A 16,224-nucleotide genomic window follows, 5' to 3' on the forward strand; every position below is an offset into this window, starting at 1 on the left:
TCGGATACCACGGGCGGCTGCCCGGCGAAACAGTGTGCGGTCCCGGTCAGGCCGTCGCCGAGGTCGCGGGAGGCGGTCGGGGGACGGCGATGTCGTGCGGAGTGCCGCTCCGAACGGGCACGTGGTCGCCCCTGACATCGCCCCTCCCATCGCGTCCTCTCCGCCATGATCAGGATGAAGCATATCTCACATGTGTGTCTGGCATAGAATAATTCCAATGTCGGGAAGATGATGGTCTGGCACAGCGTCCTACGGCAGCCGATTCTGTCGAGGGTCTGCGCTAATGTATAAGGTTATTTCGGGGGAATATTCAAAATGACGATTGGTAAAAAAATATATTATCTTGTCGGAGGTATTTTGCTGGCATTCATATCGATCGTGGGCGTCCAGGTCTCCACCGTCGGCGCGGTGATGATGGAGGGCCGAAAGGCCGCCATCCGCGCCCAGGTGGAGTCGGCGCAGGGCATCGTGGCGGCGTTCGCCCAGCAGGCGGAGGCCGGCGCCCTCACGGTCGATGAGGCGCAGCGGCGTGCCGCCGACGCGCTGCGGGCGATGCGCTACAACGACGGCGACTACGTCTTCGTCTACAGTTCGGCCCCGGGCAACATCGGCCGCAACGTCGTGCATCCCGATCCCAAGATCGAAGGTACGCGATCCCGCGACGACGCGGCGATGATGAAGACCTTCGTCTGGACGATGATCCGGCACGGCCAGGACGGCGGCGGCTTCACCGAGTACCGCTGGGCCCGCCTCGGTGAGACCGAGCCCGCCCCGAAGGTCGCCTACTCGATCGCCTACGAGCCCTGGCAGTGGGTCATCAATTCCGCCCTGTACGTGGACGACATCCATGCCATGGACCGGGCGCGGATGGTCACCACCCTGCTCTGGCTGACGCCCCTCGCGATCGGGATCGGGCTGGTGGCGGGCCTGCTGGCGCGCAGCATCACCCGCCCCCTGAGCGCCTTCACGGCCGCCCTGCGCCGGCTGGCCAGCGGCGAGACGGACGTCGTCATCCCGGGCCGTGGCCGGCGCGACGAGATCGGCCAGATGGCCGAGGCCGCCGGCGTGTTCCGGGACAGCATGATCCGGGCCCAGACCCTGTCGAACGAGCAGCGCGCCGAGCAGGAACGCCGGCAGGAGCGCGCCCAATGGATGGAGGCGGTGACCCGCAGCTTCGATGCCGAGGCGAGCCAGCTCCTGGCACAGGTCGATTCCGCCGCGGCCGGCATGCGGGAGGCCTGCCGGGCGATGTCGGAGACCGCCGCGGAGGCGTCACGGCAGGCCGGTTCGGCGGCCGGCGCGGCGCAGCAGGCGGCGGCCAACGTGCAGACGGTGGCGGCGGCCACCGAGGAGCTGTCCGCCTCGGTTTCCGTCAAAAAAACCGCTAATCATTAGCTAGTTAGCTTTCTGATAGATTGTCCTACCCACACTCTAGCCCGCGCTGCGTGAGCGGCTTCTGAGGCACGGCGGGGGATGACTAGGTATTTGGCTGCGCGATTTTCGCTCGCGATTTCGTGAACGAGACACAATCCAGCAAGCTTGGCCGACGTAGGTCGCCCGGCCGGCGGCCTAAGCCCCCGCTGGCCGTCCACGCTCGCCCGCAGATGTGCCCCTCAAGCTGTCGAGGGCGGGCGTGGATGCTCAGCAAAACGGAAACCGTTTCCGTTTTCCAAAAGCGAAACCGTTTCGCATTTGCTGACCCCAAGGTGGGGGACGCTTCCCCCACCCTGAGCGCTCGCCGGCTTGGCGAACCCTAGGCCGAGCAAGTCGCAAAGTTGGCGACTTGGTCCGACGCAAGCGCAAACTCTGCGCCCGCGTCCGCTGGAGTGGCAGACTTCGCCACTCCTCGGTGCTCTTCGCCAACCTGGCGAACACCGACCAGCCGAGTCGCCAGCTTGGCGAGACGGACCATGTGGTGAACTCTGCCACTTGATCCGATGCAGATGCCAACTTGGCGCCTTCAGCCGCTGGTGTCGCAAACTTTGCGACTCGCGTGAGTCGCCAACCTGGCGAGATACGTGACCGCCAAGTTGGTGCCGACGTTGGCGAAAAGTTTGCGGCAACGTCTCACCGCCCGGCCGCCAGCGACGGTAGGTCCGCCCGAGCCGCCAGGACTTCGGCCAGATGCACCCGCTGCCGGGATCGAGCGAGGGCCGCGTCTGCGTCGGCCATCAGCAGCTCGTGCCGGAACAGATCGAACCGGGCGAGCCGTAGCATCCGGACCGCGAGGAAGGCGTAGATCAGGCGCATTGCCGCGCCTCCCAATAAGCCTTCACATTGTCGCCCGCGTCTTGCTCCGCCCAATCGAACGTCAGGGCGATGCGATGCCGAAGCATAATCGCGTCGGCGCTCTGAAATTGCACGCCCTCGAACGACTCGTGCAGGTCGTACAATTCCGCGTCGATTTCGTCCGCAACCCTTCTGCTCTCGCAGTAGGTGTCCCATTCGGGGATAGTGTCCCGTTCTAGGTAGCGGTCGCTGATAAGATGCTCAGCGGCCTTGAGCCAAGCCTCATAAAACGGGCGCGAGTCAGCCCATAAGCGGTCGTATTCGTCCAGCATCGCAACGATGCGGGAGGCAGAGGCGAGGAACCGAGTCTCGTCTGAGCCGAGGGCGGCGATGGCGGGCACGGAAGCCAGCGGGGCCGCGAGGATGGCGCCGAGCGCGGCGCGGCGGGTGGAGGCGGTCATTGCGCGCCCTCCACGTCGGCATAGAAGCGGCGGTGGAGGCTCAGGACCTGCGTCTGCTGCTGGCTGATCAGGAAGTCCAAAGCCTCGATCTGCTCCCGGGTCAGGATGATCGTGACGTTCTTGCCGAACTTCGGCGCCCCCTCCGTCTCCCTGATTGTCTCAGAGAAGAACGCTTCGAGGACGATGCCGCGAAGCCGTAGGTCGCAGATATCGCTTTCGCATTCGCGATAGCGCCTGCCTAATTCCTCGTTCCAAGCAGCAAGCTCGGTCTGGGTTCGAGCGGCGGTCATGCGCACCTCCCGTAGCCCGGGAAGCCCTGCTCGGCCGCAGCTTCGAGGTCGGCGATGCCGTTGTCGTCGGTGTTGCCCTCGGCGTCGTGGCCGTCCTTCAGGTCCGCGTCGCCATCCATGGCGTCGAGGAGGTCGATCAGGCCGCCGATCAGATCCTCGACCTCGGTACGGGACAGAGCGCGGATGCCGCGGTCCTCAGGCCGGAAAATGTCGGAAAATCCGACATTATGGTCGTCGCCAAGTTGGCGGACACCATGCAGATGACAACTTGGCGCCCGCATCGCGCGGATGGCCTGTGTGACCGGTCCTACCTGTGCTGAAGGCAAGCGCGGGCGTTCACCGCCGCCGAGGGGCGGTGTAGGGTGGTGGATAGCCATGAACAGCACTCCTAGGTGCGGTTGGTGGTTAGGGCCGTGAGCGAGGGTTCCAGCCTTGCTCCGGCTCGCCTTTTTTGCTAAACCTAAAACATGCACCTGTCAATTATGGCTGAACCAAAAAAGCGCGGCCGCCCTGCGACAGGACGCGATCCGATGTACGGCTTCCGTATGTCGGACAGCCTGCGCGATGGCATCGACGATTGGCGCGAGGCTCAGCCCGACAAGCCCTCTCGCTCTGAAGCCATCCGCCGCCTCGTCGAGGAAGCCTTGAAGGTAAAGCGATCCTGAGGTGGACGAACTGTTCAAGCCGGCATAGAGGCTGCATCGTGAGCAACCTCTGGGAGAACGTGAGGCGATGAAATGTCACTCGCGCTGAACGTCATCAGGCTGCTCAGGCGCCTCCCGCACACCGCGCGGTTTGATCGGCACCTGGATGACTGTGCAGCCTATGAGATTTGGTATCGCGACTCAGAACCGACGCTGCCGCCTCTCAAGGTGACGCAGGCGCTGGGTCTTGTTCCGCTCGGCGGCTTCTACCTGCCCGGCACGGAGGTAGTGAGCCAGCGCGTCAAGCTGACCGTGGTCAGTGACAACAGCGCTCGGAGCCGGATGCAGCACGAACCGCTCGATGCTGCCTGAGTCCTTCAACCCTTCCAGCATCGGCCGGAGCCGATCAAAAAGCTGGTCGAGTGTTTCGGGGGTGACCAGAACAAACTTGAGCAAGCGCTTGGCGTGAAAGCCCGGCCTGCACCAGCACTTCACGCTGGGGACGATCCTTGCCTTCAAGTTGCCGGTATCCTCCAAGTCGTTCTTCGTAACGATCTCCAAAAAGAACACTTCGTGCGTCATAACGGATCCGTACGTTTTACCGGCACGGGCGGGTTGACGCGAAGTGTCTCGCGTGCAACAGGAAGTGTGTGAGCACTAAAGCCGCCGTTGACCCGGTGGTTGCAACGGCCGGGCACTCAAGCCCGGCCGTTTTCGTTGCTACTCGCGTTTGAGACAAAGCGCAAGGTTACGCGATTTGCGTTGCTTCTGTTAACGGCCTCTCAACCATGAATAGCACGCAAAATACCGATCGCTTCTGATGCCCGCAGGCTTGGTCGCCGCGAAAATGGGATTGAGGCGACTTGCTCCATATCGACTGCAGCAGCTGGGTAGCTATCTTAGGAGAATGCGCTACGCCCTCGCCGCCGTGATCCTCGCAGCCGCCGTGCCGGCCCACGCGCGCAGTTCGCAGCCGACGGACAGCCGGCAGGTCAGCAACGAGCAGGTCCGCCAGCTCTGCGTCGAGATCACCGGCAAGGAGGCCGGGCATCCGCTCCGTGACTGCATGTCATCGGTGGACCTGTTTCTCGAGCGACACGCCGTTCCCCGTGCCGCCCCTTAGGGTCAGGCCAGCCCTCGGTTCGCCGCAGCCGCAAAGGCTCTGCTGCTGAGCGTGGTCTTGAAATCGTGCGCCGCCGCCCGCCCGTCCGTCGCGGCGGTCTGCAGGTTCAGGTTCTCGATGTGCCACTGGGACGAGTTGTCGGTGGAGCGGTTGTCGTTCGAGGTTTGCGACACCGCCGCGGCCTGCGCTGCCTGGGCCTGAGCCAGGGCAGCCTGAGCGCCGGCTCGCTGCGCCGACAGCGCCGAGACCTTGGCTGGGTCGGCACCGTAGGCCCCGGCGTTGCTTTTGAACCCGTCAGGCAACTGGAAGTGCGGGATATCCTTGAACTTCCCGAAGCTGTCCCCGCCCCATTGGATCGGGACGCCCGCCTCGGCAGCCGCCTTCTTCATCGCCTCGTTTATCTTGGCGTACTTGGCCGGGTCCAGGGCACCGACAGCCGGGTCACCGTCGGCGCGCAGGTCCACCGCCCGTCCGGTGAGGTGCTTCGAGTTGTAGGTTTTCGACCACCCGCGATCCACCATCTCCTTCTGACGCTCCAGCGTCCGCAGCCCCTCGTGGATGTGGAACTTCACCGCGCTGATCTCCTGCGCGCGCTTCACCACCCGCATCAGGTCGTTGTTCACGCCGGTGCCGTCGGTCGGGAGCGGAGAGCCATCAGGATTGCCGGTCGCGGACGCCGCGGTCTTGGCTGAAGCCGCGTCACTGGCAGACGCGCCGAGGAACCGCTTGACCCGCTCGGCTTCGGTGATCCGCATCTTGGCTGCGTGACCGCGCACCGTGTTGTAGCCGTCGCTGCGGTTCGGGTGCCCCGGCGAGCCGGCGCTGATCGTGGAGTACAGATCCTCTAGGCCCATGCCAGGCTTGAAGCCGCGGGTTTTCAGAAAGCGGACCACCGCCGGCATCTGCTCCTTGAAGCTCTGCTTGTCGTTGGCGCCGAACTGCGCCCGCTCGCTCGCTCCGAACTGGATCAGGCCCATGTAGTTGCCGCCCTTGCCGCCCCAGACGTTCGGCTTGAACTTGCTCTCATAGCTGATGACGGTCGCCAGATCCTCCGGCGAGGTGCCAAGCTCCTTCGCGGCCTGTCGCAGAACGTCGGCATTCTCGCCCGTGAAGTTGTAGTTCGCCTTATCCTCCTGAGCGCCACGCGCCCGCGAGCGCGCAGCCCGGCGCCGGATGCCCTCGCCCCCCTCGGCTGCATCGGCCTCACCGCCGCCGAAGAGCCGCTTCGTCCCCCGCCACAGGGCACGGCCGCCACGCTTCAGGGCATCCCACTGGCCGCCGCCCGTCGCCGCCCCCGTGTTCTCGTCGTCGGAGCGGGTGATAATGCCGGGTTTCTCGGCATTTGGCACAGCCACGTCCGAGGCGATGGATCCCGCCATAGCCAACCGGAGCGCCCAACCCAACGGACCAGTGGACAGCAGGCCAGCTACCCCCAGGATCGACCGCACGATGGCGACGGCCTTCGAGCCGACCCAGAACAGGAACAGCGCCTCGCAGATCTTGAGGATGCCACCGAAGGCGTCGGCGACCTTCAGCGCGCCTGCCCCGAAATCCTGAAGCCCCTTGCCGACCCCGTCCCAGTCAATGCCTTTGATCCAGGTGGCGAACTGCTTCACGTTCTCGACGATGCCGGTGCGGATCCAATCCTGGTTGGCCGTGACCCACCGCTGGAACCGCTCCAGCAGATCCGTGATGGTCGGCGTGAGCGTCGTCAGGATCGACCGACCGAAGCTCTCGGAGGTCTGCCGCAGGCTCTCGATGGAGGTCTCCAGCGCCTGGGCGGCCTTCGTGTCCTTCTCGTTGACGATGCCGATGCGACGGGACTTCTCCAGCGCCTCGTTGAGCTTGGCGCGGCCCTGGATCAGCAGGGCGATCGTCCCCTGATCGTAGCCGGCCTGCTTGAGCAGATAGCTCGTCTGCGACACGCCAATCTTGTCCGCTGAGGCCTTGGCCGCGTCCGCGATGTCGCCGAACGTCGTGGCGAGGTCGGTGTTCAGCCGGATCTGCCGGCCACTGATGCCCTGGAGGCGGGCGAACACCGGCAGAATTGAGGAGCTTCCAGTTGTTTTTAATTCGTTGATTGAGTCGGACAGTCGCTCGAACGATCCCGCCGCCGCACTGGCGGATCCTCCGTTCCGCGCCACTGCATTGGCGAGCGACGAAATGGCTTCCGGGGTGGAGCCGATGGACTTCGCCAGCCTGCCCATGGCCGCGTCGGCGTTGGTCACGTCGGTGACAAAATCTTTGATCGCCCGACCGGCGGTGACCAAGGCAAAAAGCTTGAGGAAGTTGCGCGTCAACCGGTCCACGGCCTCGGTTGCGCCGTCTAGGCTTTTCTCAATGCCTGTGCCGTGCTTAACCGCGGCTTCACGGGTCTTCGCCATTGAGGCAGTGGCTTCGCCTTGGCCTTTGACGAAGGCTTTAGGGTCCAAGCCTAATTCGACGACAAGGCGATCCAGAACAGTGGCCATGCTCAGCCCTCCACCAGCTTGAGAGTGGAACGGGCCGCGCGCTCCTCGCGCTGGATGCCGTTCGACAGATTGCGGATGCGCTCGCAGCTCCCGCCCGCCTGGGCGAAAGCAATCACCGTCAGCACGGCGCACATGAGTTGCGGATCCGGGTGCTTCTCAACGTCCAGCACCCACAGCCGCTCGGCCTCGCGCAGCATGGCGATGGCCGCCTGCACGGCGGGATCGGACAGAAGGTGGTCGAATTCGCCCGCCATGGCTCAGGTCTTCGTCCGCGAGCAAGACAGGGTCGAGAACCACCGCCCGTTCGGAAGCTCAGCATCGAGGGCGTGGAAGACGTGGTAGACGTACCAGTCGCCGCAGGCCGGCGTGAGCTGGCTCTTCACGGTGATCTGGCCGCCGTACTGGACCTGCGGATTGTAAAGCGTCGTCACCTCGATGCCTGATGAGTTGAACGTCGGGTAATTCACCATGCCGGTGTCCGCGCTGATCATTGCCGGGCCGCCCTGCCGAGGCTTTTGCGCCTTCCAGATCGCGAGCTTGCCCCGGTCAATCAGCCACTCGACCCCCGCCATCTGCGCGAGCGTCTTCATCTGCACGCGCGGGTTCCCGGGCAGGTACGGGTTCGCCACCTTGACGTTGACGCCGTTGTTCTCGAACTGCAGCTCGGCCTTGTCGGCGATCTGCTTGAAGAGCTGCGCGACATCCTGCGATCCGGGCGCACTCGTGGGCGTCGCCGGCATCACAGCCTCGTAGTAGCCGACCAGCGCCTCGACCCGGAAGCACCCCTGCGGCTGGGCGCGGAGGTCCGCATAGGCCGCCATGATCGTGCCCTTGTAGACGTAGCTCTTCTGGCCGCCGTCCTCGTAGGCTTGGATGCTCACGAAGTTCTTCCCGATCGCGTTGATGTCGTTGCCCAACGTCGTGAGTTGGTTCATCAACTGAAGCGGCATACCCCAGATCGCGATAGCCGCCTTGGACATGTCGGCGCCGCCCGGCTGATCGATGTCGACCGTGGCGCGGTGGCCCTTCACCTCGGCCTTGTTGCCGCCCTGTCCGAAGTTGCCCTGAGCAAGCTCGAAGGTGAAATCCAGATGCTTCTGCGTGAAAGCCATGGGGACCTGAGATCAGAGGGTGCCCCCGACACAGTGAGCAGACCGTGCCGGGAGCTTTGTTGAGCGGGTCGCCGGACCGGATGAGCCCGCCCCCGCTTGCCGTCGGTTACTTTGTGAGCGGCACTCGATGGCTTGCCGCCGCGCGGGGTGAAGCAAGGAAGCCCCCGCACTGTCCGCGCGCGTCAGTCCCCGGGACCCTAGGCCGGAGCGATCTACGCACGGCATTCGCTACACGTCCGCCGGCATCGGCAGGGCGGCATCGGGATCTGTGAGAAGGCGCGCCTTGGCTTCGGCCCAAGGGCACGGCATCTGCGGGGTCGGAACGATCTGCCGATGAAGGCCCACGTTGAAGCGATCCGGCGCGCCGGGCTCGTACTCGTTGAGGGCATTCTCCGCGGCGCGGCCGAGAAAGGCGCGGCGCGCGTTCAGAGCGACAAGCTCGGCAGACACGGCGGCCTGGGCCGGGTCAGCTCGCACAACCTTCCGAATGCATTCGCGGACGGCAACCTCGCGCATCTGAAGGTCGCCCTCCAGCAGATCAATGTCGCTCTGGACGGCCTTGGACTGGGCATAGAGGGCGTCGATCCGCGCCTGATTGTCCGCGAGCTGCTTCTTGATCGCGTCCTTGTCCACGCCCTCCTCCGGCTCCTCGCCTCGCAGCAGAGCGTCCAGCCGATGCCGTTCAGAACTCGGCGCGCTCGGCAGCATCGCCTCGAGGCGCGTCCGCTCATCCCAGTGCGGATCGCGGGCGGCGTCGACGGTGCGCAGGGCGTCGCGCTTCCGCTGGATCAGTTCTGCCACGTAGTTCTTGGCAGCAATCGCGTCGGCCAGAGCCTGCCGCTCAGGGGTGCGGGTCGGCTCGGGAGCGGCCTCAACCGCCCCCTGCCGTTGCTTCAGGGCGCTCATGCTCAGCCGATCCGGTTCATGTGCGGAAACCGCTTGAGCGTCTCTGCATCGCTCGCTGTGCGCTGCTGAGCCGACTGCCGGCGCGACTGGCGCACCGCGTGCCGCGTGTGGCTGTTCATCGAGTGCCACGAACGCTTCTCCGCCGGCTTGCCGGCAGCATCCTCGGCGACCTGCACGTCGTCGCCGTCAAGCATGGCGTCCAGCTCGGCGAGGGCGCCCTCGGGAAGCTGAGACATCAGGTAGCCGACAGCGATGCTCAACTGCACGGGCGAAAGGGTCTGGAACTTGGGGGCGTCTGCCATGTGCTCAATCCTTTTTCACGAAGTCAAAAGACCAACGGGTCGGCGGCCTAATCGTTGTCCCGGTCGCAGCCGCAATTTCGGCCGGGGATCTCTTGCCGGAGAAAGCAAACATGGCCGCCGCAATCTCCTGAGGATCGGGGCGGCGATTTTCTCCGAAGGCTTCATCGTGCACGACAACGTCTGCTCCCGCCCGGCCGACCGGAACGAGCGCGCAATGATTGCCGCGGATCTGGGTCATCTTGCCGTCGTAGCGGACGCCGCCGAATATTCCTGGCGTCATGACAGCCCTATACCTGTAGGATGAGGAGAGCTGCTTCTGTGAGTTGTCCTCGATCCCGTCGATTGCCACGCGCGTCCAGCACGCCAGATCTGCGAGAAGGTACGGAGCTTTCCACGTCACGTTGGACAGCGCCCCGCAGGTGCTGTCGTGGTCGTGGCTGTCGGCCGTGATGGCTCGATGCCCGAATAGCAGGGGCTTACCGTTGAACGACGGCGCGGCCTTCTCCAGCTCGACGGGATCGCGGAGCAGATGATAGACCTTGTTCGGGTCTAGCCCCAGTTCATAGCATTCCGGTATTTCCTCGCCCCGGTATGGGTTCACGCAGGCTTTGGATATCGGCGTCTGCTTGACTTTCAAGTGCCCGTCTTCGTCGTAGGCGCGAGAACTAGCGAAGTCGAAGGCAAGAATGTCTTGTTGTTTGCGCATCAGTGCGACCCTTTCTACGCGGCGCCGCGTGGTGAGTCGGGGGCCGTCAATTTGAACATTAGGAACGCGAAGGCTCGACCGATGACGTCCCGGTCGGAAGTCTGCATCGTGGTCGTGACATGCATCAGCTCGATCGGATCCGCGTCCGGCCGGTACAGCACGAAGGTATCGTGACCGGGCCCATAGCCTCGCAGATGCGCAAGCCAGACTTCCATCCCGAAGCACGCGCCGCCGTACTGACGGAGCCAGCACGTCGGGGCTTCTGTCGACTCCGGGGCAGGCCTCGGGCGGAAGGCCAGCACTCTGCAGGCGTCTTCAGGCATTCGGCGGCACCCACGGGATGAAGTTCGAGAGCGGCACGTCGGACGGCCGCTCCGTCGGCGCGTGCAACTCGATCACGCCACCGTCCGCCGGGTTACCCGTGACATCCGAGGCCGGCACGCAGGACGCGGACATGATGTCCACCGGCTGCACGATGGCGAAGTACCGCTGATCGTTCGCAATGCCGGTGTAGGCGGCGGCAGGCCAGCGGCGGCACGGACGGCCGTCGATCAGGAGAGCCTGCGCGCTGTAGAGGGCGACACGGTAGCTCACGGCTTACGCCCCGTGCTCGGACAGGGCGGCCAGGACCGCGAGGCCGGCGAAGCGAGCGTGACGCGGGGCCTCGGCGCTGTCCTCGAAGGCGAAGGCTTCCGAGGTCGCGTCGCCCTTGCTGACCATCAGGGCCACGACCGTAGGGCCGTGGTAGCCGTCCTGCGGTTTGGCATCCCGGCGGATCAGCGAGACGGTGTAGGGGCCAGTCGCACCGACCGTGACGATGTGAGTAGGCGTCATTACCAACGTCCTTTCCTGAACCGATCGAACATCGGATTTCCTCGATAGCCCGGCTCACCCGGCAGAGTGCCGCGCGGCATCTTTGCAAGTGCTAGAAGTTCAGGTGTGATGATGAGCGGGGCGGAATTGTCGCCCAGCAGTTCAGTCAAAGCCCAGACAAGCGCATCCACTCGATCCGGCGAATAGCCTGCCTGAGCGCGGTCAAAGTCACTTGTGAAGCTGCACATCTGGTCTTCGAGCTTGGCGAAAGACCCGACGTGATGTACTTTGTGCTGCTCGTACAGCGCACTGATCGGTTCGGCGCGAACGGCTTTGCCGCGCGAGGCCCGAACTTCCTTGTAGGACGCGTGCGGGTCCGCCATGCGGATGGTGGCTTCGACCAGAGCGCCGCCGTTGTTCACCTCGGCGACGATGCGGTCGGCCTGATAGTGGCGGTAGGCGGCAACCGCCTTCTTCGCCCAGTCCAGCGGCCCGTAGCGCCCACTCAGATCCGACAGGACATAGGCGTGACCGTCCTTCGAGAGGCCCGCGACCACAATGCCGGTCTCATCGCTGTTCTCGGTGTTAGTCACCGCGGGATCCACCGCGACCACGATGCGCCGAAGCTCCGGTGCGGCCGGCACCCGGTCCGCGTCAATCCAGTCCCGCTGCCAGAGCGCCCCCGGCACGTCGGCCAAGTACTCGCCGTCCAGTTCCTGCCGGCCGAGGCGCGTGCCGCCGTAGCGGTTCTCGATCGCCTCCACGAAGCCTGGGGCGAGGTTCGCGGCGTTGTCCCGTGTCCGGCCGCGCGTGACCACGACGCCGTTGCCCTCGCGCGCCATCAGGTCGCTGAGCAGCTTGATCGGCTTCGGGGTGGTCGTGACGCAGACGCGCGGCTTCTGGCCCAAGCGGAGGCCGAATTGCACCTGATCCCAGACCGCCTGCGCATTCATCCAGGCGCCAAGCTCGTCAGCCCAAACCGCCCCGTGCTGGGGCCCGCGCAGCCGGTCCGGCTCCTCCGCCGAGAACGAGGTCGCAATCGCGCCGTTCGGCCATGTCAGGCGCCGCTTCGAGGGCTCATAGACCGGCCGGAAATGGTTTGGGGCGACGGCGAGAAGGCCGCTCTCGCCCTCAATCATCGTGTCGCGGGCGTCGGCAGCCGTGGGCGCCACCAAGGCGATGCGCTTGACCGTGCCGGACTGCGCCAGTTCGCTCACCCACTCCGCGCCCGTGCGGGTCTTGCCGAAGCCACGGCCCGCCAAGATCAGCCACACCGCCCAGTCCCCGGCGGGCGGCAACTGCTCGGGCCGGGCCTTCCGGCGCCACCCAGTCTCCAAGGCCTCGCGCAGGGAGGCGTACAGGCTGGTCTCAGGCTGCATGGGCCGTCCCCTCAATCATGGGAGGAAGGGGCGCCTGCGGGCCTCCCTGGCCCACTTGGGCGCCATCCAGCTCGGCGAGGCCGTCGAGGACAGCCGACAGGGCCTCGGGATAGGGGGCGAGGCGCTGCATCAGCATGGTCTGAAGCCGCTGCATCATGGGCGAGGCCATCAGCACGGCGACGTTGTTCGTGATGTTGGTGATCGTCGGGACGGACTTCAGATCGCCCGTGATCCGCGCCTTCTCCGTCAGAGCCTTGGTGAGGGCGTTGGAGAGCATGGCGTGAGCAGAGTGGTTCTGGGCCGCTGCTGCCTCGATGCGGGCGCGGGCCAGCCCGCTCACCATCACGTCGAGATGCTGGATCAGGCCCATCCCGCTCTTGGCGGCCGCCTCGGCCAGCTCCTCCAGCGGCACGCCTGCGGAGAGCGCTGCCTTATAGTCGGGGTCCAGGCTCTTCATGTGCCGTGCGATGGCGTCGCGACCGACGTTGAAACGGGCCGCGATCTTGTCGAGGCTCAGCCCAGCGAGGGACGACAGCTCGATGCTGATCCGGTCGGGATGGCGGCGCAGATGGCCCTTCGGCGCGCGCTTGCGCCCGTCCTGAGTGCCTTCAGTCCCGACCCGAGTATGCGCCATGCCCGGCACCATCGCCCGCCGAATTATTCGCCTCGTGAAGCTTTATAGCACAAGCTATATTTTATAGCTAGTGGGACGATCTTGGCGCGCGTTGAGCGTAGAAAGAGCCATGAACGTGGGGCGGGGTGTGGGTAGCGCTGAGCGCTCAATCTCAAGCGCTTGGTGCAGCTACCGAATTCGCTGAAGTTGGCGGAAGACGCATCCGCCGTATTCCCACCGGCCACTCAGTCGGGTCGGTGAGCCGGGGCGCCGTCGCGTATGTGGAGGCTGAACGCCTACAAAATCCCCTGCCTCAATCCAGCATCTGCCCGGGTCGCGTCGCCTTCCCGACCCGCACCGTGACAACCGTGACAACCGTGACGTCTGTCACGAACGTCCGGGGCCCGGAGCGTGACGGACGTGACAGTGACACTAAGGAGTGTCACGTCTGTCCGTCCGGGTGTCACGTCAGTCCGCATCCGGCACGAGCCACAGGTGATCGACGCCCTGAAGCTCGACGGACGCCACCAGCGACCGCCCGAGAGCCATCTTGAGCGCCCGCCCGAAAGCCTGCCGCTTGGCGTCTGCTCGCTTGGCGCCATCCTCACCGTCGGCGGGGTAGGTGGCATAGAACGCGTCCCGCACGCGCTCGACGGCTGCGGTCCGATGCTCGGCGCCAGTTGATCCGAACGGCCACGCCCTGATGCCGTGTTCATCCAGAGCTGCCGTGAGGGCCCGCCGGAAGACCTTCAGCGAGGTCGGCCAGCGTTCCTTGGCTACCGCGATGGCCGAGGCTGAGATCCGGTCCGTCTGCCAGTTCACGATGCACGTCGTGATTGGCTCGCGGTCGTAGGTCTCGCCGACGGTGATGACCTCCAGCGCGTAGGGGATCTCATAGCCGCAGCGCCCTCCCCTCACCTTCCGGATCGCCATGCGGGTGTTGCTGATCGTTCCGGCCTCGTCGCGGCTGGCGAGCATGGCCAGCACCACGTCGGCGGCGGCTTCCTTCGCGGACGAGCCCCGGGTGCCGGTCTCCACGGCCTTGCCGAAGTGATCGACGCCGAGCACGAACGCGCCGGTCTGGTGGCTCAAGGCCTCCATGGCGTTCATCACGCGCTGCGCCTCCGCGGCTGAGTTCTCATCCATGAAGCCGGCGCCGGCCGCGACGGTGTCGATCACGATAAGAGCGAGCGGCAGATCGAACGCTTCGGTCAGGTGCTCGGCCGCCATCTTCGCCACCGTGACGAGCTGCGGGACGGCATCGGCGTCGAGCAGGCGCGGGCATTCCTCGATCCAGGCGAACGGCAACCGCTCCGGTGCGTCCGGCCCGAGCTTGCCGTGAACGATGCCCTTCAGCCGGATCGGGATCTCAAAGGATCCCTCCGGTGCGATGAACAGAACACCGCCCTGCCGCATCACCCGCTTCCCCGCGAAGGGGCTGCCGGTCATCACGGACGCACTGAGGTCAAGGGCGCCGAACGTCTTGCCGCCGCCCCACTGGCCAGCGAGCAGGCCCTTGCCGGTCTCGAAGACGAGATCCCGCACGAGCCACGCCCGATCGGCGTTGGGGTCTGCGTCGCCGTGCCAGCGGATGCTGATCGCGGAGCCTGCGCGGCCTGCGCCGTTGTCCCGACGCTCAGACCGCGGGCGCAGGTGCTCGATGGTATAGGCAGGCTCAGCCATGCCGCACCTCCGGGATGTCGTTGAGATCGGCGCCGTCGCCGGTGGGGTGCACGAGCAGCACCTCACGGCCTGCGCGGCGCCAGCGGTCGGCACACAGTTCGGACGCGCCCCGCCCGGCCGGATCGTTGTCGACCGCGATCCAGAGGCATTCGATGCCCGGCAGAACCGGGAAGCTGGTAATCCCGCCTGCGTTCAGGACGGACCAGACGGGCGAGGCGCCGAACTCGGGTAGGCGGCGGAGCGAAAGCGTCGTCTCGATGCCCTCGCCGATCCCGAGGCAGGTCGTGACCTCCTCGTCGGACGTGAGTTTTACGGCGCCGCCGCGAGTGCTCCCGAGGGCGAGCCGGTCCTTACCGTCGACCTCCACCTTCTGCCCTTCATGGCTCAAAGCTGAGCGATGGATCGCCTGCGGCTGGTTGGTGACGACGTTCCGGACCAGCGCGACCATGGCCGGCGTCCGCCCGCCCGCGAAGGGACAGGACGGATGAAACCGCAGAACTCCGTGCACATCGTTGACGAGGTCGAGGCCGCGGCGGGCGAGGTAGCGGCTGACCGGCGTCTCGGCCGGCTCCCTCGCCTCGCGCCAGATCCGCAGAGCGAGCCCGGTCCGGTCCGAGCCGGAAGGAGGGGGTGGTGAATACCCACCCCCTTCGCACGCACGATCGGAAGCAGAAGGGGGTAGCGTTTCGTTACCCCCCTTGATCGGCTCGCGGGGCGAAGGCGCAGGTTTCGGGGCAACTTGCCCCGAAAGTCCGAGCCGATCGCGCACGTAGTCACGGCAGGCGCCGAAGTCGTCGCCGGCATGACTGTGCAGGGTGAAGCCGCCCGGCGCCGAGGCGTCGAACAGGATAGAGAGGCTGCGATCCTGGCGGGTGTGGTTCGGACCGGGGCAGAGGATGCCCCGGCCGACCACTTCGCCCCCGAGCGCGCGCGCTGCGGAGCGGAGATCCATCACGCATGCCCTCCAATCCTGACGACGGAGAACAGCTCGTCGAGGCGGCCGACGAACCCGACATCCGCCGCCTCAAGGTGATCAGAGAGCAGGGCGACGTCCCGCACGCCATGATGGGCGAACGTCTCTTCGATGGACTTGAACAGCCCTGCGATGAGTTCCTGCAGGAACTCGGCCTGCTGCTGAACAGTGCGTTCCGGCTCGGAGATGAGCTTCAGGTAGGCCGTGGTCGCCAGATCCGCGCCGAGCGCGCGGACGTGGTCGATCCCGATCTGCCGGACCTCATCTTCATCCTTCGCGCGATGAAGGCGGGCGTCCGTGTCGTCCATGATGCGCCGAAGGTTGGCGATGCTCATCGCGACGCCTCCTGTTTTGCGGGACGGAGGGTCGAAGCGGCCTGACTGGCGGCCAGGAGCGCCCGACCGGCGCACCCGAGGGCGTGGGCCATGCCGGGACCGTCCTGCGCAGCGGCGAGGTAGGCGGCGGCTTCCGCGTACCGAGCGGCAAGGCCGGCACGTTCTGCGATTGCATCGAAGGTGA

At 65.7% G+C, this 16,224-nt stretch carries 21 protein-coding genes; 3 read left to right on the top strand and 18 right to left on the bottom strand.

The features are described 5' to 3' along the window. The first annotated feature begins 357 nt into the window (after positions 1–357). Positions 358–1,395, top strand: a complete 1,038-nt coding sequence (locus MOTC310_RS02610) for a cache domain-containing protein (RefSeq protein ID WP_331300696.1) — start codon at positions 358–360, stop codon at positions 1,393–1,395. A gap of 672 nt (positions 1,396–2,067) precedes the next feature. Here MOTC310_RS02610 and MOTC310_RS02615 read toward each other — a convergent pair. From MOTC310_RS02615 to MOTC310_RS02630, 4 genes are read right to left on the bottom strand one after another with little or no spacing between them, the layout of a single operon-like run. Then, the gene (locus MOTC310_RS02615; RefSeq protein WP_331300697.1) at positions 2,068–2,250 is read right to left on the bottom strand and encodes a hypothetical protein; all 183 of its coding nucleotides are present in this window, start codon (positions 2,248–2,250) and stop codon (positions 2,068–2,070) included. After that, positions 2,241–2,690 (bottom strand): hypothetical protein, encoded by a 450-nt coding sequence (locus tag MOTC310_RS02620; RefSeq protein WP_331300698.1) that lies wholly within the window; start codon positions 2,688–2,690, stop codon positions 2,241–2,243. Before MOTC310_RS02620 ends, MOTC310_RS02615 begins: the two co-directional genes overlap by 10 nt. Next, complete coding sequence (locus MOTC310_RS02625) at positions 2,687–2,980, bottom strand: hypothetical protein (RefSeq protein WP_331300699.1); 294 nt, start codon at positions 2,978–2,980, stop codon at positions 2,687–2,689. The genes MOTC310_RS02620 and MOTC310_RS02625 overlap by 4 nt, the downstream gene beginning before the upstream one ends. Continuing rightward, positions 2,977–3,357 carry a hypothetical protein gene (locus MOTC310_RS02630; RefSeq protein WP_331300700.1) on the bottom strand — a complete coding sequence of 127 codons (381 nt, stop codon included), beginning with the start codon at positions 3,355–3,357 and terminating at the stop codon, positions 2,977–2,979. The genes MOTC310_RS02625 and MOTC310_RS02630 overlap by 4 nt, the downstream gene beginning before the upstream one ends. Before the next feature lie 153 nt (positions 3,358–3,510). Here MOTC310_RS02630 and MOTC310_RS02635 point away from each other — a divergent pair, with 153 nt between their 5' ends. Beyond that, the gene (locus MOTC310_RS02635; RefSeq protein WP_331300701.1) at positions 3,511–3,645 is read left to right on the top strand and encodes a hypothetical protein; all 135 of its coding nucleotides are present in this window, start codon (positions 3,511–3,513) and stop codon (positions 3,643–3,645) included. 180 nt (positions 3,646–3,825) lie between these two features. Here the strand turns inward: MOTC310_RS02635 and MOTC310_RS02640 are convergent, their stop codons facing one another. Beyond that, positions 3,826–4,206, bottom strand: a complete 381-nt coding sequence (locus MOTC310_RS02640; protein WP_331300702.1) for a hypothetical protein — start codon at positions 4,204–4,206, stop codon at positions 3,826–3,828. A gap of 325 nt (positions 4,207–4,531) precedes the next feature. On the opposite strand from MOTC310_RS02640, the gene MOTC310_RS02645 reads away from it, so the two are divergent. Further along, positions 4,532–4,747: a hypothetical protein gene (locus MOTC310_RS02645; protein ID WP_331300703.1), complete on the top strand. Its 216-nt coding sequence runs from the start codon at positions 4,532–4,534 to the stop codon at positions 4,745–4,747. Positions 4,748–4,749: 2 nt separating this feature from the next. On the opposite strand, the gene MOTC310_RS02650 is transcribed toward MOTC310_RS02645, so the two are convergent. From MOTC310_RS02650 to MOTC310_RS02710, 13 genes are all read right to left on the bottom strand, one after another. Beyond that, on the bottom strand, positions 4,750–7,218 hold the full coding sequence (locus MOTC310_RS02650) for a M15 family metallopeptidase (protein WP_331300704.1): 2,469 nt from the start codon (positions 7,216–7,218) through the stop codon (positions 4,750–4,752). Positions 7,219–7,220: 2 nt separating this feature from the next. Beyond that, positions 7,221–7,472, bottom strand: a complete 252-nt coding sequence (locus tag MOTC310_RS02655) for a hypothetical protein (RefSeq protein ID WP_331300705.1) — start codon at positions 7,470–7,472, stop codon at positions 7,221–7,223. A 3-nt stretch (positions 7,473–7,475) separates the two neighbouring features. Continuing rightward, positions 7,476–8,330: a baseplate hub protein gene (locus MOTC310_RS02660; protein ID WP_331300706.1), complete on the bottom strand. Its 855-nt coding sequence runs from the start codon at positions 8,328–8,330 to the stop codon at positions 7,476–7,478. Positions 8,331–8,558: 228 nt separating this feature from the next. Next, a complete protein-coding gene (locus MOTC310_RS02665; protein WP_331300707.1) occupies positions 8,559–9,236 on the bottom strand; it encodes a hypothetical protein in 678 nt (225 codons plus the stop codon). A gap of 2 nt (positions 9,237–9,238) precedes the next feature. Beyond that, positions 9,239–9,538, bottom strand: a complete 300-nt coding sequence (locus MOTC310_RS02670) for a hypothetical protein (RefSeq protein WP_331300708.1) — start codon at positions 9,536–9,538, stop codon at positions 9,239–9,241. Positions 9,539–9,542: 4 nt separating this feature from the next. Beyond that, positions 9,543–10,244: a DUF2213 domain-containing protein gene (locus MOTC310_RS02675; protein WP_331300709.1), complete on the bottom strand. Its 702-nt coding sequence runs from the start codon at positions 10,242–10,244 to the stop codon at positions 9,543–9,545. A 315-nt stretch (positions 10,245–10,559) separates the two neighbouring features. Next, positions 10,560–10,838 (bottom strand): hypothetical protein, encoded by a 279-nt coding sequence (locus MOTC310_RS02680; RefSeq protein ID WP_331300710.1) that lies wholly within the window; start codon positions 10,836–10,838, stop codon positions 10,560–10,562. A 3-nt stretch (positions 10,839–10,841) separates the two neighbouring features. Further along, positions 10,842–11,078 carry a hypothetical protein gene (locus MOTC310_RS02685; protein ID WP_331300711.1) on the bottom strand — a complete coding sequence of 79 codons (237 nt, stop codon included), beginning with the start codon at positions 11,076–11,078 and terminating at the stop codon, positions 10,842–10,844. Then, positions 11,078–12,436 carry a DNA-packaging protein gene (locus MOTC310_RS02690; protein WP_331300712.1) on the bottom strand — a complete coding sequence of 453 codons (1,359 nt, stop codon included), beginning with the start codon at positions 12,434–12,436 and terminating at the stop codon, positions 11,078–11,080. The genes MOTC310_RS02685 and MOTC310_RS02690 overlap by 1 nt, the downstream gene beginning before the upstream one ends. After that, on the bottom strand, positions 12,426–13,070 hold the full coding sequence (locus MOTC310_RS02695; RefSeq protein WP_331300713.1) for a hypothetical protein: 645 nt from the start codon (positions 13,068–13,070) through the stop codon (positions 12,426–12,428). The genes MOTC310_RS02690 and MOTC310_RS02695 overlap by 11 nt, the downstream gene beginning before the upstream one ends. A gap of 447 nt (positions 13,071–13,517) precedes the next feature. Further along, a complete protein-coding gene (locus tag MOTC310_RS02700; protein WP_331301453.1) occupies positions 13,518–14,732 on the bottom strand; it encodes an ATP-binding protein in 1,215 nt (404 codons plus the stop codon). After that, positions 14,725–15,684: a DUF7146 domain-containing protein gene (locus tag MOTC310_RS02705; RefSeq protein WP_331300714.1), complete on the bottom strand. Its 960-nt coding sequence runs from the start codon at positions 15,682–15,684 to the stop codon at positions 14,725–14,727. The genes MOTC310_RS02700 and MOTC310_RS02705 overlap by 8 nt, the downstream gene beginning before the upstream one ends. Then, complete coding sequence (locus MOTC310_RS02710; protein WP_331300715.1) at positions 15,684–16,040, bottom strand: hypothetical protein; 357 nt, start codon at positions 16,038–16,040, stop codon at positions 15,684–15,686. The genes MOTC310_RS02705 and MOTC310_RS02710 overlap by 1 nt, the downstream gene beginning before the upstream one ends. Between the last annotated feature and the right edge of the window lie 184 nt (positions 16,041–16,224).

The organism is Methylobacterium oryzae (assembly GCF_036441375.1).
In the GTDB taxonomy this organism is placed as follows: Bacteria; Pseudomonadota; Alphaproteobacteria; order Rhizobiales; family Beijerinckiaceae; genus Methylobacterium; species Methylobacterium oryzae_A.

Coding starts and splice junctions, on each gene's coding strand:
- MOTC310_RS02665 (WP_331300707.1), bottom strand. CDS start 9,236: ATGAGCGCCCTGAAGCAACGGCAGGGGGCGGTTGAGGCCGCTCCCGAG.
- MOTC310_RS02685 (WP_331300711.1), bottom strand. CDS start 11,078: ATGACGCCTACTCACATCGTCACGGTCGGTGCGACTGGCCCCTACACC.
- MOTC310_RS02630 (WP_331300700.1), bottom strand. CDS start 3,357: ATGGCTATCCACCACCCTACACCGCCCCTCGGCGGCGGTGAACGCCCG.
- MOTC310_RS02675 (WP_331300709.1), bottom strand. CDS start 10,244: ATGCGCAAACAACAAGACATTCTTGCCTTCGACTTCGCTAGTTCTCGC.
- MOTC310_RS02710 (WP_331300715.1), bottom strand. CDS start 16,040: ATGAGCATCGCCAACCTTCGGCGCATCATGGACGACACGGACGCCCGC.
- MOTC310_RS02620 (WP_331300698.1), bottom strand. CDS start 2,690: ATGACCGCCTCCACCCGCCGCGCCGCGCTCGGCGCCATCCTCGCGGCC.
- MOTC310_RS02655 (WP_331300705.1), bottom strand. CDS start 7,472: ATGGCGGGCGAATTCGACCACCTTCTGTCCGATCCCGCCGTGCAGGCG.
- MOTC310_RS02705 (WP_331300714.1), bottom strand. CDS start 15,684: ATGGATCTCCGCTCCGCAGCGCGCGCGCTCGGGGGCGAAGTGGTCGGC.
- MOTC310_RS02635 (WP_331300701.1), top strand. CDS start 3,511: ATGTACGGCTTCCGTATGTCGGACAGCCTGCGCGATGGCATCGACGAT.
- MOTC310_RS02640 (WP_331300702.1), bottom strand. CDS start 4,206: ATGACGCACGAAGTGTTCTTTTTGGAGATCGTTACGAAGAACGACTTG.
- MOTC310_RS02650 (WP_331300704.1), bottom strand. CDS start 7,218: ATGGCCACTGTTCTGGATCGCCTTGTCGTCGAATTAGGCTTGGACCCT.
- MOTC310_RS02690 (WP_331300712.1), bottom strand. CDS start 12,436: ATGCAGCCTGAGACCAGCCTGTACGCCTCCCTGCGCGAGGCCTTGGAG.
- MOTC310_RS02670 (WP_331300708.1), bottom strand. CDS start 9,538: ATGGCAGACGCCCCCAAGTTCCAGACCCTTTCGCCCGTGCAGTTGAGC.
- MOTC310_RS02660 (WP_331300706.1), bottom strand. CDS start 8,330: ATGGCTTTCACGCAGAAGCATCTGGATTTCACCTTCGAGCTTGCTCAG.
- MOTC310_RS02615 (WP_331300697.1), bottom strand. CDS start 2,250: ATGCGCCTGATCTACGCCTTCCTCGCGGTCCGGATGCTACGGCTCGCC.
- MOTC310_RS02700 (WP_331301453.1), bottom strand. CDS start 14,732: ATGGCTGAGCCTGCCTATACCATCGAGCACCTGCGCCCGCGGTCTGAG.
- MOTC310_RS02695 (WP_331300713.1), bottom strand. CDS start 13,070: ATGGCGCATACTCGGGTCGGGACTGAAGGCACTCAGGACGGGCGCAAG.
- MOTC310_RS02645 (WP_331300703.1), top strand. CDS start 4,532: ATGCGCTACGCCCTCGCCGCCGTGATCCTCGCAGCCGCCGTGCCGGCC.
- MOTC310_RS02625 (WP_331300699.1), bottom strand. CDS start 2,980: ATGACCGCCGCTCGAACCCAGACCGAGCTTGCTGCTTGGAACGAGGAA.